Source organism: Corynebacterium gallinarum, assembly GCF_014837045.1.
GTDB lineage: Bacteria > Actinomycetota > Actinomycetes > Mycobacteriales > Mycobacteriaceae > Corynebacterium > Corynebacterium gallinarum.
Map to the genome: position 1 here is coordinate 141,733 of NZ_JACSPR010000002.1, position 15,830 is coordinate 157,562.

Annotated in this window: 15 protein-coding genes; 9 read left to right on the top strand and 6 right to left on the bottom strand. The window is 64.5% G+C overall.

Annotated features, from left to right (window positions below):
• Nucleotides 1-162: 162 nt before the first annotated feature.
• On the bottom strand, nucleotides 163-1,203 hold the full coding sequence (trpS, locus tag H9627_RS03195; RefSeq protein WP_191732592.1) for a tryptophan--tRNA ligase: 1,041 nt from the start codon (nucleotides 1,201-1,203) through the stop codon (nucleotides 163-165).
• Between the two features lie 194 nt (nucleotides 1,204-1,397).
• Here trpS and H9627_RS03200 point away from each other — a divergent pair, with 194 nt between their 5' ends.
• The 3 genes from H9627_RS03200 to H9627_RS03210 are packed head-to-tail and all read left to right on the top strand — an operon-like array spanning nucleotide 1,398 to nucleotide 4,227.
• Complete coding sequence (locus H9627_RS03200) at nucleotides 1,398-2,405, top strand: FecCD family ABC transporter permease (protein ID WP_191732593.1); 1,008 nt, start codon at nucleotides 1,398-1,400, stop codon at nucleotides 2,403-2,405.
• Complete coding sequence (locus tag H9627_RS03205) at nucleotides 2,402-3,196, top strand: ABC transporter ATP-binding protein (protein ID WP_191732594.1); 795 nt, start codon at nucleotides 2,402-2,404, stop codon at nucleotides 3,194-3,196. The genes H9627_RS03200 and H9627_RS03205 overlap by 4 nt, the downstream gene beginning before the upstream one ends.
• A 23-nt stretch (nucleotides 3,197-3,219) precedes the next feature.
• A complete protein-coding gene (locus H9627_RS03210; protein WP_191732595.1) occupies nucleotides 3,220-4,227 on the top strand; it encodes an ABC transporter substrate-binding protein in 1,008 nt (335 codons plus the stop codon).
• 299 nt (nucleotides 4,228-4,526) lie between these two features.
• Here the strand turns inward: H9627_RS03210 and H9627_RS03215 are convergent, their stop codons facing one another.
• The 5 genes from H9627_RS03215 to H9627_RS03235 form a co-directional block, all read right to left on the bottom strand.
• Nucleotides 4,527-4,907: a hypothetical protein gene (locus tag H9627_RS03215; RefSeq protein ID WP_191732596.1), complete on the bottom strand. Its 381-nt coding sequence runs from the start codon at nucleotides 4,905-4,907 to the stop codon at nucleotides 4,527-4,529.
• 319 nt (nucleotides 4,908-5,226) lie between these two features.
• Nucleotides 5,227-5,418, bottom strand: a complete 192-nt coding sequence (locus H9627_RS03220) for a hypothetical protein (RefSeq protein ID WP_006769630.1) — start codon at nucleotides 5,416-5,418, stop codon at nucleotides 5,227-5,229.
• A gap of 148 nt (nucleotides 5,419-5,566) precedes the next feature.
• Nucleotides 5,567-6,232: a trimeric intracellular cation channel family protein gene (locus tag H9627_RS03225; RefSeq protein ID WP_191732597.1), complete on the bottom strand. Its 666-nt coding sequence runs from the start codon at nucleotides 6,230-6,232 to the stop codon at nucleotides 5,567-5,569.
• A gap of 1 nt (nucleotide 6,233) precedes the next feature.
• Nucleotides 6,234-7,151 (bottom strand): exodeoxyribonuclease III, encoded by a 918-nt coding sequence (locus H9627_RS03230; protein WP_191732598.1) that lies wholly within the window; start codon nucleotides 7,149-7,151, stop codon nucleotides 6,234-6,236.
• 54 nt (nucleotides 7,152-7,205) lie between these two features.
• A complete protein-coding gene (locus tag H9627_RS03235) occupies nucleotides 7,206-8,474 on the bottom strand; it encodes an MFS transporter (protein ID WP_191732599.1) in 1,269 nt (422 codons plus the stop codon).
• Between the two features lie 181 nt (nucleotides 8,475-8,655).
• Here H9627_RS03235 and H9627_RS03240 point away from each other — a divergent pair, with 181 nt between their 5' ends.
• The 6 genes from H9627_RS03240 (at nucleotide 8,656) to H9627_RS03265 (ending at nucleotide 15,736) form a co-directional block, all read left to right on the top strand.
• Nucleotides 8,656-9,702, top strand: a complete 1,047-nt coding sequence (locus H9627_RS03240) for an iron-siderophore ABC transporter substrate-binding protein (protein ID WP_191732600.1) — start codon at nucleotides 8,656-8,658, stop codon at nucleotides 9,700-9,702.
• Between the two features lie 6 nt (nucleotides 9,703-9,708).
• Nucleotides 9,709-10,707 carry a FecCD family ABC transporter permease gene (locus tag H9627_RS03245; RefSeq protein ID WP_191732601.1) on the top strand — a complete coding sequence of 333 codons (999 nt, stop codon included), beginning with the start codon at nucleotides 9,709-9,711 and terminating at the stop codon, nucleotides 10,705-10,707.
• A gap of 77 nt (nucleotides 10,708-10,784) precedes the next feature.
• On the top strand, nucleotides 10,785-11,726 hold the full coding sequence (locus H9627_RS03250; RefSeq protein ID WP_404826191.1) for a FecCD family ABC transporter permease: 942 nt from the start codon (nucleotides 10,785-10,787) through the stop codon (nucleotides 11,724-11,726).
• 5 nt (nucleotides 11,727-11,731) lie between these two features.
• Entirely contained in the window at nucleotides 11,732-12,550 is an 819-nt protein-coding gene (locus H9627_RS03255) for an ABC transporter ATP-binding protein (protein WP_191732602.1), read from the top strand.
• Nucleotides 12,547-13,461 (top strand): siderophore-interacting protein, encoded by a 915-nt coding sequence (locus H9627_RS03260; RefSeq protein ID WP_191732603.1) that lies wholly within the window; start codon nucleotides 12,547-12,549, stop codon nucleotides 13,459-13,461. Before H9627_RS03255 ends, H9627_RS03260 begins: the two co-directional genes overlap by 4 nt.
• A gap of 85 nt (nucleotides 13,462-13,546) precedes the next feature.
• Complete coding sequence (locus H9627_RS03265; protein WP_191732604.1) at nucleotides 13,547-15,736, top strand: NADP-dependent isocitrate dehydrogenase; 2,190 nt, start codon at nucleotides 13,547-13,549, stop codon at nucleotides 15,734-15,736.
• Nucleotides 15,737-15,830 lie beyond the last annotated feature (94 nt).

Consider the following 15,830-nt stretch of genomic DNA (forward strand, 5'->3'; position numbering starts at 1 on the left):
CGAGGGTCTCAGGGAGATTCCCGAGGCGATTGCTCCGGGGGTTCTCGGCGGGCGGTGTGGACAGATACCCCCAAGGATAGGAAAATCCGGCCACCGAGGCTCGTCGCGTGGCCGGATTGTAATAATCACCCGGTTACCAGCAGTGCTGATACACCTGGGTTGTTACCTGGAACGTGGTGCCAGGAAACCGATCTTGTCGTAGACCTCAGCCAGCACCTGGGTGGCAATCTCCCCGGCGCGTTCCGCACCGATGGCCAGGACCCGTTCCAGCTCGGCGCGGTCGCTCATGTACTCCTCGTACTTGGCGCGCAGCGGGGTGGTGAACGCCTCCAGCGCGTCGGCGGTGTCGGTCTTGAGCGCGCCGTAGCCCTTGCCCTCGTACCCGGCCACGAGCTTGTCGACGCTCTCCCCCGTCAGCGCGGACTGGATGACCAGCAGGTTGGACACACCCGGCTTGTTCGCCACGTCGAAGGCGATGACACCGTCATTGTCGGTGACGGCGGACTTGATGCGCTTGGAGGAGACCTTGGGATCATCGAGCAGGTTGATCAGGCCCTTGGGGTTCTCCCCGGACTTGGACATCTTGGCGGTCGGGTTCTGCAGGTCGTAGATCTTGGAGGCGCCCTCCGGGATGAAGCCCTCCGGGACCTCGAAGACCTGGCCGAAGCGGTTGTTGAACCGTTCCGCCAGGGTGCGGGTCAGCTCCAGGTGCTGGCGCTGATCCTCCCCGACCGGCACCAGCTGGGGGCGGTAGAGGAGGATGTCCGCGGCCATGAGCATCGGGTAGGTGAACAGGCCGGCTGAGGTGCGGTCCGCGCCCTGCTTGGTGGACTTGTCCTTGAACTGGGTCATGCGCGATGCCTCGCCGAAACCCGTCAGGCAGGTCAGGACCCAGGACAGCTCGGCGTGCGCCGGGATGTGGGACTGCACAAACAGGGTGGACCGCTCCGGGTCGATGCCCAGGGCCAGCAGCTGGGCGGCACCGGAGACGGTGCGGGCACGCAGTTCCTCCGGGTTCTGGTCCACGGTGATGGCGTGGAGATCCGGGATGAAGTAGAACGCGTCATAGGAATTCTGCAGGTCAATCCACTGTTTGACGGCACCCAGGTAGTTACCCAGGTGGTAGGAATCAGCGGTGGGCTGGATTCCGGAAAGGACGCGGGCGGGGGTCTGTGCGGTGTGATCATTATCCTGCGAAGTCATGGTTAGACAGTCTAGTCACCCGCAGGTGCCAGGCTGGGGTGAGGCGAGGTTAGCTGCTGGGCGGAGGGCGTCGATGTCCCCGGGTTTTAAGATGATCTTTATGCAGTGGTCACCCGAAAGTTTGGGGTTTTGCTCATCCGGTTGGCTAAGCTGGTCAGGTACTCTTTTAAACGTAATTTTCATTAAGGGATGTAGTGTCGCGAACTCACAGCAGGTTGACCACGCCGGTCGTGATCATCGGATCACTCATTCTGCTCGTGGTGTCCTTCGTGGTCTCCCTCATGATGGGCCCGGTCACCGTGCCGCTGGCCGATCTCGCCTCCTCCCCCGTGGTCACCGAGATCCGTGCCCCGCGCATCATCATCGCTGCCCTCGTCGGTGCCGCCCTGGCGGTGTCCGGGGCGATCATGCAGACGGTGTTCCACAACCCACTGGCCGACCCCGGCATCGTGGGTGTCTCCTCAGGCGCCGCGGTCGCCGCGGTGTTGGCGATTGTCACCGGAGCCAGCTTCTTCGGCGAATGGACCATCCCCTTCGCCGCCTTTGTCGGCGCCATCATCACGGTGGCGGTGGTCTACCTCATCGCCAGTTCCAGGGCGATGGACGGCCGGGGCGCTGACCCCGCCACGCTGGTGCTGGTCGGCCTGGCGATCACTGCCTTTCTGGGTGCGGTGATCTCCGCGGCCACCGCCAACGCCCCACAGGATTCGGAGCTGCGGTCAGTGGCCTTCTGGCTCAACGGTGATCTGGTGTCCCGGACCTGGGACCATGTGGGGGTGTCGGTGATCCCCATCCTCCTGGGTCTGATCCTGGCGGTGGGTGCCTCCCGTGACCTCAACCTGCTGCTGCTCGGTGAGTCCACCGCGCAGACCTCGGGGCTCAACGTCGGGCGGGCACGCATCTTCCTGCTGGCCCTGGCCGCACTGCTCACCGCCACGGCGGTCGCGGTGTCCGGCACCATCACATTCGTAGGACTGGTGGTTCCCCACCTCATCCGCATCGTCATCGGCGCGGACCACCGGGCTCTGCTGCCCGCCGCGGCGATCCTGGGTGCCACCTTTGTGATCGTGGCCGACACGGTCGCGCGCATGCTCTTCTCCCCCATCGTCCTGCAGACCGGCGTAGTGGTGGCCTTCATTGGTTCCCCGATCTTCCTCTACCTGTTGCTGACGGTGCGCAAACGCAGGGGGTTGGGCCTGTGAGCGTGGATATCGCCGTGGAGCATCTCGATGTCACCTTCCCCACCCACCACGCCGTGCGTGATGTGTCCTTCCGGGCACCCGCCGGTCGGGTCACCGCGCTCATAGGCCCGAACGGTGCCGGCAAGTCGACCGCCCTCAATGCCATCGCCGGCCTGATCCCCAGTACCGGGAAGGTGCTGATCGGAGGGGCGGATGTGACGTCGCAAAGCACCCCGGAACGCGCGCGGCAGATGTCGCTGGTGCCGCAGAACACCGAGCTGCGGATCGGGTTCGCGGCGCGCGACGTGGTCGCGATGGGCCGCTACCCGCACCGGAAACGGTTCACGGCCGAATCCGAGGAGGACCGCCGCGCCACCGAGGAGGCGCTCGCCGCCATCAATGCCCTCGACATCGCGGACCAACCCGTCAACGAGCTCTCCGGCGGGCAACGCCAGCTCATCCACATCGGGCGCGCCCTGGCGCAGGACACCGCCGTGATGCTTCTCGACGAACCCGTCTCCGCCCTCGACCTGCGCCACCAGGTGGAGGTTCTCCAACTGCTGCGCACCCGCGCGGCAGCCGGCACCACCGTGGTCGTGGTCCTCCACGACCTCAACCACGTGGCCAGGTGGTGCGATCACGCCGTGCTCCTGCACCGGGGTGTACTCGCGGCCGCCGGCAGCGTGGCCGAGGTGCTGCAACCCGGCACCCTCTCCGATGTCTACGGGCTGCCCATCGCCGTGGACAGTGACCCCCTGACCAGCAGCCTGCGTGTGACACCGCTGCCCACCAACCCCGATCCACTGCTGTAACAAGATTGAAGGATGATCCCCCAGTGAAAAAGACCATCGGTACACCCGTGAAGTTCACCACCTCCCTGCTCGCGGCGGTGCTGTGCGCACCACTGGTGCTGACCGCATGTTCCCCGGCGGAGGAGAACCCCTCCAGTAGCGGGGCAGACACTGCCACTGTGTCCGCCGATGTGGATGACACCGGGGCGGCCTACCCCCGCACCGTCACCATCGACGACCAGGAGATCACCCTGGAATCCGAGCCGGTGCGCATCGCGGTGGTCACCCCCGAGGCGGCCTCCCTCGTGCTCCCGCTCGCCGGTCCGGAACGGGTGGTGCTCACCTCGGAGATGAACCCCGAGGACGAGGACCTCTACACACTGGCCGAGCAGGTCCCCACGAAGGTCAAACCGGGTGGTTCCGTAGACCCCGAACAGGTCATGGCCGCTGATCCCGATCTGGTGATCGTCAGCGCCCGGTTCGACACCGAGCAGGACACCATCGACATCCTCGAGGGCTTCGGGGTGCCGGTGGTCAACTTCGACATCGACGGGTGGAACGGCATCGACTCCATCATCACCCACATGACCTACGTCGGTGAGCTCGTCGGCGCGGAGGAGGAGGCCGCCCGGGCCATCGCCGAGATCGAGGAGACCCGCGCGGAGGTCGAGCAGCCGGAGGAGGCACCGCGGGTACTGGCCATGATGCAGCGGGGACCACGCCAGATGATCATGCCGGAATCCTCCATGATGAGTGGCCTGATCCGTGAGGCCGGCGGCATCCCCGTGGTGGATTCCCTCGGCGCGACCGGCACCGTCACCGCCGACCCCGAGCAGGTGGTGGCCATGAACCCGGACATCATCATCATCCAGGACTACCTGGGCCGCGGCCGGGAGGATTTCGCCGATCTGCTGAACAATCCGGCGCTGGCGGAGGTGCCCGCGATCGCGGAGGACAAGGTCTTCTACGCCGACACCCGCACCACCGGTTTCACCGCCGGCACCGACATCACCCAGGGCCTGCTGGAGGTCTCGGAGATGATCCGCTCCTAGACGATTGACTCCAGCCCATCGAAGAAGACGCTCCACTTTTTGGTAGTACATTCTCTTGGCGAGCACAATACCCAGTTGTGCGTATCCGTGACACAAACATAGTCGGTCCAATTATTGGGAATGGAAAAACGCAGACTGCAGCTCGGGCAGATGCACATGCTCAGATTCTCTAGCAGTATGGAATCGGATACCACTTCCATCGCGGCGCACCCCCACGGTTCAGCGGTGCGGGCGGTAGCGGTGGCTGGTAATTTATTTCAAACTACGACAAAGGTAGTAAACATACCCCAGTATGTTTACTACCTTTTATCATCCGGCACGGTCTCTTCACTGAAGCTGCTAAAGTGTTCTACGCCCTCAAATTGTTTCATCACCTCGGAAACAATGGAGTACACCTGCATGCTGAGAACATCAAGTTTTGTAGTTCCATCAGAGGTAAAGAGAAAATCAACACGTAATAATACATGAGCGTAAGGATTATTGCTCTCGCCGAATTGTTGTTGCCAATAATCTTTTAGGCCCATTTCATCTTCCTCCAGTGGTTGGCCAGTGACACCCTGAACGAAAAGATGTGGTGCTAAACGCACAAACTGCTTTTGTAATGTCTTCGAAATCGTTTCGATCTGCTCAGGAGTGGCATAGAGGACAAGCTCTTCTACATATTTCTTTAATTCATTCATGTAGGAAGAATATCTGGCGACCCCAATTTTGATTCTAGAACGGGCCTGACCCCCGTTTGGTAGACGCTCTGAAACAATCATGACGCTGGGAACGATACCTGCCACCACGCCAAGCGAGACCAGTGCCGATGAGTTTAAATGCCTTCACGGTGCCAGGACCTTCCCTAATCTCTTGGTCTGTCGCCGTGACTTTTCCGCTGGTGTAACCGTTATAGACGGTGCAGGAAAAACGATAGTGCCACACCATCCCTCCATAATGGGGAAAGGGTGTGGCACCACTGTTTCGATCTCTCACCCGCACCGGGGCGGGGAGTAATCCTTAGAGCTTGCGGGAGGTGGGGGAATGGATGTCCAGGGCCACGCTGATACCCCACACGATGATGCCGCCACCGAGAGCGATGATCAGCGCTGCGACGATGGCCATCACGGCGTATCCGACAGCTGCCGCGTACCAGATACCTGCGGCCAGAATGACGGCGCCCAGGATGAGAAGAATGAATGCCTTGCCCATGTGCAATCCTTACGTTGTATTCCAACCGGGCCGAGTGCCCCACAGTTGATCTAACTCAAAAAAGTTCCGGCTAACACCCTACCCTGTCCTATCAATAACAGGGAAAATCAGGGCAATTCTTTCATAATCGGATACCGTCGCCGGTGGTTTACTTCTTCCAGTTCCAGAAACGCCAGATCCGATTAGTGGGATCACGCTGGACCTCACGCTCCTGGTATTCAAACACCGGCAGGGACCAGCCCCGCCACAGGGCGAGCAGGCGGGCGGTGAAGGCCACCAGCACGGACACGATCACCGTGGTGTTCTCCCCAGCGCCCAGGTACATCATGACGAAGTACACGCAGGTGGCCAGCAGGGCGATGGAGGCGTACAGCTCCTTCTGGAACACCAGCGGGATGCGGTCGCACAACAGGTCACGCAGCACACCACCGAAGACACCGGTGAGCACGGAGGCCACCACCGCAATGATGAAGCCGTACCCCATCTCCAGGGCGATCTGGGTGCCGATCACCGCAAACGCTGACAATCCCACGGCATCGAGCACCAGGAACAGCACCCGGAAGTGCTGCATCAGGTAGGAGATGGACACCGTCAGGATGGCGGCACCGATGATCAGCAGCAGGAAGTGCGGTTTCTCCACCCACACCAGGGGGTAGTGGCCCAGCAGCATATCGCGGATCGATCCACCGCCGATGGCGGTGACGCAGGCGATGACCGAGACACCGAAGAGATCCATCTTCTGACGCCCCGCAGCCAGGGCACCGGTCATCCCTTCCGCGGTGATGCCGATCACCCAGAGAATTGTCAGCAGCATATTATGAGTAAATCACATTCAGGGGCGAATGATCCGACCATCGCAGATCATAGGCGGCCGCCTTGTCCACCCAGCTGCGCTCGGCGCGCTCACACATGGGCTTCGTGGCGGCCTGGTAGTCGATGCGCCACCCGGCGTTCGTGTCGAAGGCCTTACCGCGGTAGGTCCACCAGGTGTACGGTCCCTCGCCCTCCGGCTGCAGGCGACGTGCGACGTCGAACCACGCCGGGTCGGGGTTCGCTTCACGACGCCCCGCTGTCCCCACATAGTCCACCGCCCCGAAGAAGTCTCCCCCGCCGACCAACTGGGACTGCTCATCCGGGAAACATCCGAAGACGGAATCCATCCAGGCGCGTTCATCGGGCAGGAAACCGGATTTCTTCTGGTTGGTCTTCCAGTTCTTCAGGTCCTCCCGGCGGTGGCAGATGTTCCAGTCGCCACCGATGACCATGTGCGGATGGGTGGCGGCACGCTCGGCGAGCACGTCGGAGAACTCATCGAGGAAGTGGTATTTCTCGTCCTGTTTATCCGTGCCGGTGGAACCGGACGGCAGGTACAGGGAGGCGACCGTCACGGGCACCCCGAGTGTGGTGTCCGCGATGGTGGCCTGGATGTAGCGGCCGGAGTCGAGGAAGGAACCGAAACCGATGGAGACGTCGCTAAGCGCGTGGCGGGAGAGGATACCCACCCCGGCCCTGCCCTTGGCGGCGGCCGGGGCACCGACATAATGCCACCCGGCCTCCAATACCGGCTGGAGGGCCTTCTCGGTGTCCTTCTCGCTGGCGCGGACCTCCTGGAGGAGGACCACATCACTGCCTGATTCCTCCAACCACGGGATGAATCCGAGGTTGGTCTCGCTGCGTTCCTTCACGGCCGCCCTGATGCCGTTGACGTTGACGGTGGTGATCTGAAAACTCATGGTTTCAACCCTAACCCGGGAGTGGGGCCCCTCCCCCATCCGCACCCCAGGCGGTTATGTCCGCCGGCGCAGCCACACCATCGGGAACCAGATGCCGATGGCAGCCGCTGCCAGGAGCGCACCGGCCAGGGCGGGTGCACTGTAGGAGTATCCGGCGGCGATCACGGCACCACCCATGGAGGCGCCCACCGCATTGCCGATGTTGAGGGCGGAGTGGTTGAGGGAGGCCGCGAGGGTCTGCGCCCGGCCGGCGACATCCATGAGGCGGACCTGCAGGGACGGCACCAGGGTGGAGCCGAAGAAACCGACCAGCCCGAAGTTGATGGTGCCGGCCACCGGGTGGTGGGAGGTGAAGTAGAAGCCGATGAGCACCACCACGATGCAGATGAGTGCGAGCAGGATGCCGCGGTCGACATTCCAGTCCGCCAGGCGTCCCCCGACGTAGTTGCCGATGACCATGCCCACGCCGTAGGCCATGAGCACCACCCAGATCAGGGAGGCCGGCATCCCGGCCTGCTCGGTCATGGTCCAGGAGATGTAGGTGTACACGGCGAACATGCCACCGAAACCGACGGAGCCAATGGCCAGCGTCAGCCACACCTGGCCCTTCTTCAGTGCGCTGAGTTCGGTCAGGGGGCTGGTGGTGGCCATCCGGGACATGTGCGGCATGAGGAACCAGAGCGACACCAGGGTCACCACGCCGATGGCCGTGACCAGCCCATAGGCCGCATGCCAGCCGAGGCTGGTGCCCAGCAGCTGCGCGGCGGGCACACCGATGACGGTGGCCACGGACAGACCCATGCCCACGAATGCCACGGCCCGGCCCCGCTGACCCTCCGGCGCCATGGAGGCCGCCGAGAGTCCCGCCACGGAGAAGTACGCGCCGTGCGGCAGTCCGGCGAGGAAACGGGCCACGAGCAGCATGGTGTAGGAGGAGTCGAACATCGACAGGGCATTGCCCACGACGAACGCCGCCATGAGGATGAGCAGCAGGCGGCGCCGGGGGATGCGCCCGGTGAAGGCGGTGATCAGGGGTGCGCCGATCACCACGCCGAGGGCGTAGACGGTGATGATCAGACCGGCCTGGTCCTCCGTGATGGAGAAATCCTGGGCGATCATGGACAACAGCCCCATGGAGACGAACTCGGTGACTCCGATGCCGAAACCACCCAGGGCGAGGGCGGTCATGACGATATAGCGGCGGGTGGAGGAGATCTCCGTCTGGCGGGGCACCCGGCGACGCTGCAGGCGCGGACCGGTACCACCACCGGTGGGTTCTGTGTGGGCGACCACCGTGACGGGGGAGTTTCCTGAGTCGTGCATGGAGGACACCCTAACGGACGCGGTGGGGAATCTCTCCATCATCCCAGGTCACTGTGGGCATTTTAGGCCCGGGGACTAAATGTGACCTGCGCCATTTAAACTTCACAGACCCCTCGTGTTAATGTTGGTCACCCTAACCTAAGTAAGGCTCCACTAAGCAACGAAAGCGATCCCCCGGACCATGCGACGATCACGCGGCATCAGCGGCCTTCTAGCCGTCACCCTCACCCTGACACTGGCGGCCTGCACAGATTCCGGCTCCCAGACCAGCACCCCGAATAACACCCCGCCGTCGGCCGAATCCAGCGACGGGACCTTCCCCGTCACCATCGAGCACGCCTTCGGCGAAACCACCATCCCGGCGCGCCCCGAACGTGTGGCCACCGTGGCCTGGAGCAACCACGAGGTGCCGCTGGCCATGGGTGTCACCCCCGTCGGTTTCGAGAAGGCCACCTGGGGTGATGATGACGGCGACGGTGTGCTGCCGTGGGTCGCGGAGCAGCTCGCGGTCCTGGGTGCGCCGGAGCCGGTGCTTTTCGACGCCACCGACAGCCTCCCCTTCGAATCGATCTCCAATACGCAACCCGATGTCATCCTGGCGGCCTATTCCGGTCTGACGCAGGAGGACTATGACCAGCTCTCCCAGATCGCACCGGTGGTGGCCTACCCGGAGCAGCCCTGGGGTACCACGCTGGAGGATCAGATCCTCATGAATGCCACCGCCCTCGGGTTGGAGAGCGAGGGTGAGCAGCTCGTCGCAAAGCTGGAGGGTGAGGTGGCTGCCGCGATGGACGCGCACCCACAGCTGCGGGAGACCACCCCGGTGTTCGCCTTCTTCGATGAGTCGGACCTGTCGCAGATCGGTGTGTACACCCCGCTGGATCCGCGGATGGGTTTCCTGCTGGACGCGGGCATGCAGCAGGCCTCCATCCTGGAGGAGTACGCCGGTTCCGACAGTTTCTATGAGCAGATCTCCGCCGAGAACCCCGAGGCCTTCGATGATGTGGATCTGATCATCACCTACGGCTCCGAGGATGCCGCCGTCAACGCCGCGCTCCTGGAGAAACTGCAGGCCGATCCCCTGCTGTCCCGCATCCCCGCCATCGCTCAGGGCCGGGTGGTGTTTCTGGGTGAGAACCCCATCGCGGCTGCCGCCACCCCGTCACCACTGTCAATCCCCTGGGGTATCGACGAGTACTTCGCCACCCTCGCCGGGGGACTCGGCTAACCAGCCATGACCACCGCCATCCTCTCCCGACACCAGCTCCCCCTCATCGTCCTGGGCATGCTCCTGGTGGCTGCATGCATCTGCTCGCTGATGTTCGGTGTGCGGTCCATCGGCGCCGGTGATGCCCTGCACGCACTCCTGGGGCACACCACCACCGCCGAGGAGGCCGCGGCCGCCAAACGCATTCCACGGACCGTGCTCGGCATCCTGGTCGGTGCGGCGCTGGCGGTATCCGGCACCACCCTGCAGGCGGTCACCCGCAATCCGCTGGCTGATCCCGGGATCTTCGGTGTGCTCTCCGGTGCGTCCCTGGCCGTGGTCACCGGCATCGCCTTCTTCGGCCTGTCCGCGGCGGTGCCCACCATGATGGTGGCGGTCGCCGGTGCGGCGCTGGCGGCGGTCTTCGTCTACACCGTGGGATCCATCGGTGGGGCCACACCCCTCAAACTCGCCCTCGCCGGTGCCGCCACCGCCGCCGCATTATCCTCGCTGGTCAGCGCGGTGCTGCTGCCCCGTCTGGAGGTGATGGACAGTTTCCGGTTCTGGCAGATCGGCGGGATCGGTGGCGCGGACTGGGAACGGATCACCCTCGCCACACCGGCGCTGGCTGTCGGTTTCCTCATCTGCCTTACGTGTGCCCGCGGACTCAATGCCCTGGCCCTGGGGGATGACATCGCCACCGGCCTGGGTGAACACGTCTGGCGGACCCGTCTGCTGGCCTCCGCCGGAGCCGTGCTCCTGTGTGGTGTGGCCACCGCACTGGCCGGCCCAATCGCGTTTGTCGGCCTCATCATCCCGCACCTGTGCCGCCTGGTCATCGGCACGGACCACCGGTGGCTCATCCCCGTCACCGCTGTCGCCGGCGCAGCTCTGCTGCTGTCGGCCGACACCGTCGGACGCGTACTCACCCGCCCCGAGGAGGTCGCCGTGGGCATCATCATGCCGCTGCTGGGGGCACCGCTGTTCATCTGGATCATCCGTCGGCAGAAGGTGAGGCAGCTGTGACCACCACCATGCGCATCACGGGGTTGCGTCGACAAGCCCAGGCCCGGCGCGCGGTCACCACCACCGCCCTGGCGCTGATGGTGATGGCCGTGTTCTGCGCCAGCCTGGTCTGGGGTGAGGTCATCTACTCCCCCGCCCAGGTGTGGCAGGTCCTGTCAGGTGAGCAGGTGGCGGGCGCCAGCTACGCGGTGGGCACACTGCGGTTGCCTCGGGCCGTGCTGGGTCTGGTTGCCGGGATCGCCTTCGGCGCGGCGGGTGTGGTCTTCCAGACCCTGCTGCGCAATCAGCTGGCCTCCCCGGACATCATCGGTATCTCCTCCGGTGCCTCGGCGGCCGGGGTGATCTGCATCGTCTTCCTCGGGCTGGGGCAGACCCTGGTGTCGGTGGTGTCACTGATCGCGGCGCTGGGGGTGGCGGTGCTGATCTATGTGCTGTCCCACCGCAGCGGGTTCTCCGGGGCGCGGTTGATCCTCATCGGCATCGGGATGGCCGCCATGCTCAACTCGCTGGTGACCTATTCCCTGTCCAAGGCCGACACCTGGGATCTGCCCACCGCCACCCGGTGGCTGACCGGTTCCCTCAACGGTGCGACCTGGGAACGGACCCTGCCCCTTATCGTCACTGTCGCGGTGCTCCTGCCGGTCCTGCTCGCCACGCAGCGCAACATCACGCTCCTGCGTCTGGGGGATGCCACCGCCACCGGCCTGGGGGTCAATGTCACCGCCACCCGGGTCATCGCCATCATCGCGGCGGTCGCGCTCATCGCCGTGGCCACCGCGGCCTGCGGTCCGGTCGCATTCGTGGCATTTGTCTCCGGCCCGCTGGCCATCCGGTTGCTCGGCCCGGGTGCCCCACCGGTCCTGCCCGCGGCACTGGTCGGTGCCCTCGTGGTGCTCACCGCGGATCTGGCCGGCCAGTACCTGCTGGGAACCCGCTATCCGGTGGGTGTGATCACCGGCGCACTTGGTGCCCCATTCCTTATATATATGCTCATCCGTTCCAACCGGGAGGCGGGATAACCCCCATGACCATCCACCACACACTCACCGCACGCGGGATCACCCTGGGTTATGGCGAGCGCATCGTCGCCCGTGACCTCACCCTCAACCTCCTGCCGGGTCGAATCACCTCCATCGTCGGCCCCAACGGATGCGGGAAATCCACCACCCTGCATGCCCTGTGCCGACTCCTGCAGCCGGTCGCCGGCACGGTGCAGCTCGACGGGGCGGCACTGTCCAGCTACCGGGGTAAGTCCCTGGCACGGGTGCTCGGTCTGCTGCCCCAGTCCCCCACCGCCCCGGAGGGCATCACCGTCACCGAGCTGGTCGGCCGGGGCCGGCATCCCCACCAGGGGCTGATGGGTCGCTGGAGCAGCCGTGACCATGAGGCGGTGGCCCATGCGCTGGACATCACGGGCACCGCGGATCTCGCAGACCGGTGCGTCGATGAGCTCTCCGGCGGTCAACGCCAGCGCGTGTGGATCGCCATGGCACTCGCCCAGGAACCGGACATCCTGTTATTGGATGAACCGACCACCTACCTGGATATCGCCAACCAGCTCGAGGTGCTGGATCTGCTCACGGACCTCAACACCCGGCTGGGCACCACCATCGTCATGGTGCTGCATGACCTCGGCCTGGCCGCCCGCTACTCCGATCACCTCATCGCCATGCACGCAGGTGCCGTCCACGCCACCGGCACACCTGCGGAGGTGATCACCCCGGCGACCATGCGCGAGGTCTTCGGTATCCGGGCACGGGTGATCCCGGACCCGGTCTCCGGCGCACCCCTGGTGCTGCCGCTCGGCAGACACCACACCACCACTGGAAAGGTCCCCTCATGAACACCACCACCCGGACACGTCCCACCCACGCACCGGTGCGTGCCGCGGTGGTGGGCGTCGACAAGCTCTCGGAACACTTCACCCGCATCACCTTCGCCGCGCCCGGGGTGGGCACGCCCGACGTCCCGATCTATGACCAGCGCATCAAGCTGATCTTCCCCGCCCCCGGCCACCCGCTGCCGGACCTGGGTGCGGACTGGTACGCCAGCTGGTGCGCGCTGCCCGAGGACACCCGTGGTGTCATGCGCACCTACTCCATCCGCGCACTGGACCTGAGTACCGAGCCCGCACGTCTCACCGTCGACTTCGTGCTGCACCCGGATCCCGGTCCGGCGGCGGCGTGGGCGGGGCAGGCCGCACCGGGTCAGGAGATCATCCTCGTTGCACCGCAACGGGGCGCGGATCCCTCCGGCATCGAATTCGCACCCGGGGCGGCCACGGATGTGGTGCTCGCCGGGGATGAGACCGCGGCACCCGCCATCGCACGCATCCTCGAGGACCTCGGGCCCGACATCACGGGGGTCGCCTTCATCGAGATCCCCACCCCGGATGACGCACTGCCGATCAGCGCACCACCCGGCATTGAGGTACGCTGGCTGGCCCGCGCCGGTGCCGCCCACGGCACGCTGCTCACCCCCGCCGTCCTGGGGCACCTCGGGGCGGTGCTTGTCGACGACGAACCCCCCGCCGCCGAACCAGTCGCCGATCTGGTGTGGGAGACACCCCAGTTCTCCTCACTGGGCGAACAGGTGTCCAAAACCCGTCCCAACAGGCACACTTACCACTGGATCGCCGGGGAGAGCGGCATGGTCACGCGCCTGCGGCGGGCACTGGTGAAAGATCACGGCCTGGATAGATCGCAGGTGGCATTCATGGGTTATTGGAAGCATGGAGTGGCCATGAGGGGTTGATATCACTTGCCTGAGGGTCCGCTGGCTTGCCTGACCCTGTATTCTTGATAGTTGAACAAAAGAGCCCACATTAACAAGGAGACTCATGGCTAAGATCATCTGGACCCGCACCGACGAAGCACCGCTGCTCGCGACCTACTCGCTGAAGCCGGTCGTCGAGGCTTTCGCCGCCACCGCGGGCATCGAGGTGGAGACCCGCGATATCTCTCTCGCCGGTCGCATCCTCGCGCAGTTCGCGGACCAGCTCCCCGAGGAGCAGAAGGTCTCCGATGCACTCGCCGAGCTCGGCGCAATGGCTAAGACCCCCGAAGCCAACATCATCAAGCTTCCCAACATCTCCGCATCCGTACCGCAGCTCAAGGCTGCCGTAAAGGAACTGCAGGAGCAGGGCTACGACCTCCCCGAGTACGAGGATGCCAAGGACCGCTACGCCGCTGTCATCGGCTCCAACGTCAACCCGGTTCTGCGTGAGGGCAACTCCGACCGTCGCGCACCGGTGGCCGTGAAGAACTTCGTGAAGAAGTTCCCCCACCGCATGGGCGAGTGGTCCGCCGACTCCAAGACCAACGTTGCCACCATGGCTGCCGATGACTTCCGTGCCAACGAGAAGTCCGTCATCATGGACGAGGCCGACACCGTGGTGATCAAGCACGTCGCCGCCGACGGCACCGAGACCGTGCTCAAGGACAGCCTCCCGCTGCTCAAGGGTGAGGTCATCGACGGCACCTTCATCTCCGCCAAGGCACTGGACGCCTTCCTGCTCGAGCAGGTCAAGCGCGCCAAGGAGGAGGGCATCCTCTTCTCCGCACACATGAAGGCCACCATGATGAAGGTCTCCGACCCGATCATCTTCGGCCACATCGTCCGCGCCTACTTCGCCGATGTCTACGCACAGTACGGTGAGCAGCTGCTCGCAGCCGGCCTCAACGGTGAGAACGGTCTCGCCGCCATCTACGCTGGCCTGGACAAGCTGGACAATGGCGCCGAGATCAAGGCAGCCTTCGACAAGGGCCTGGAAGAGGGCCCCGACCTGGCCATGGTGAACTCCGCCAAGGGCATCACCAACCTGCATGTGCCCTCCGACGTCATCATCGACGCCTCCATGCCGGCCATGATCCGCACCTCCGGCCAGATGTGGAACAAGGACGACCAGACCCAGGACACCCTGGCTGTCATCCCGGACTCCTCCTACGCCGGTGTCTACCAGACCGTCATCGACGACTGCCGCGCCAATGGCGCCTTCGATCCGACCACCATGGGCACCGTCCCCAACGTCGGCCTGATGGCCCAGAAGGCAGAGGAGTACGGCTCCCACGACAAGACCTTCCGCATCGACGCCGACGGCAAGGTGCAGGTTGTCGCCTCCAACGGTGACGTCCTCATCGAGCACGACGTGGAGAAGGGCGACATCTGGCGCGCCTGCCAGACCAAGGACGCCCCGATCCAGGACTGGGTCAAGCTGGCCGTCAACCGCGCACGCCTGTCCGGCATGCCCGCTGTGTTCTGGCTGGACCCAGCCCGCGCACACGACCGCACCCTGACCTCCCTGGTGGAAAAGTACCTGGGCGACCACGACACCGAGGGCCTGGACATCCAGATCCTCTCCCCCGTCGAGGCCACCCAGCACGCCGTCGACCGCATCCGTCGTGGCGAGGACACCATCTCCGTCACCGGTAACGTCCTGCGTGACTACAACACCGACCTCTTCCCGATCCTCGAGCTGGGCACCTCCGCCAAGATGCTCTCCGTCGTGCCACTGATGGCCGGCGGTGGACTCTTCGAGACCGGTGCCGGTGGCTCCGCCCCGAAGCACGTCCAGCAGGTCATCGAGGAAAACCACCTGCGTTGGGATTCCCTCGGCGAGTTCCTGGCCCTGGCCGAGTCCTTCCGCCACGAGCTCAACACCCGCGGCAACACCAAGGCCGGCATCCTCGCCGACGCCCTGGACCGTGCAACCGAGAAGCTACTAAACGAGGAGAAGTCCCCGTCCCGCAAGGTCGGCGAGATCGACAACCGTGGCTCCCACTTCTGGCTGGCCACCTACTGGGCCGACGAGCTGACCAACCAGACCGAGGACGCTGAGCTGGCTGAGACCTTCAAGCCTGTCGCCGAGGCTCTGAACTCCCAGGCTGCCGATATCGATGCAGCACTCATCAACGAGCAGGGCAAGCCCGTTGACCTGGGTGGCTACTACGCTCCCTCCGAGGAGAAGACCTCCGAGGTCATGCGCCCGGTGGCTGCATTCAACGAGATCATCGACTCCCTGAAGAAGTAGTTTCCTCTCCGGATTCAACGACCAACGGCCACGCTCCCCCACTCACGGGGGACCGTGGCCGTTGGTCGTTGCTGGCATTGGTGTATCCATTTCG

Excerpts from the sequence above, each read along its gene's own strand:
- H9627_RS03245 (WP_191732601.1), top strand. The coding sequence starts at position 9,709 with ATGACCACCGCCATCCTCTCCCGACACCAGCTCCCCCTCATCGTCCTG.
- H9627_RS03240 (WP_191732600.1), top strand. The coding sequence starts at position 8,656 with ATGCGACGATCACGCGGCATCAGCGGCCTTCTAGCCGTCACCCTCACC.
- H9627_RS03235 (WP_191732599.1), bottom strand. The coding sequence starts at position 8,474 with ATGCACGACTCAGGAAACTCCCCCGTCACGGTGGTCGCCCACACAGAA.
- H9627_RS03215 (WP_191732596.1), bottom strand. The coding sequence starts at position 4,907 with ATGAATGAATTAAAGAAATATGTAGAAGAGCTTGTCCTCTATGCCACT.
- H9627_RS03230 (WP_191732598.1), bottom strand. The coding sequence starts at position 7,151 with ATGAGTTTTCAGATCACCACCGTCAACGTCAACGGCATCAGGGCGGCC.
- trpS (WP_191732592.1), bottom strand. The coding sequence starts at position 1,203 with ATGACTTCGCAGGATAATGATCACACCGCACAGACCCCCGCCCGCGTC.
- H9627_RS03260 (WP_191732603.1), top strand. The coding sequence starts at position 12,547 with ATGAACACCACCACCCGGACACGTCCCACCCACGCACCGGTGCGTGCC.
- H9627_RS03265 (WP_191732604.1), top strand. The coding sequence starts at position 13,547 with ATGGCTAAGATCATCTGGACCCGCACCGACGAAGCACCGCTGCTCGCG.
- H9627_RS03220 (WP_006769630.1), bottom strand. The coding sequence starts at position 5,418 with ATGGGCAAGGCATTCATTCTTCTCATCCTGGGCGCCGTCATTCTGGCC.
- H9627_RS03250 (WP_404826191.1), top strand. The coding sequence starts at position 10,785 with ATGGTGATGGCCGTGTTCTGCGCCAGCCTGGTCTGGGGTGAGGTCATC.
- H9627_RS03255 (WP_191732602.1), top strand. The coding sequence starts at position 11,732 with ATGACCATCCACCACACACTCACCGCACGCGGGATCACCCTGGGTTAT.
- H9627_RS03225 (WP_191732597.1), bottom strand. The coding sequence starts at position 6,232 with ATGCTGCTGACAATTCTCTGGGTGATCGGCATCACCGCGGAAGGGATG.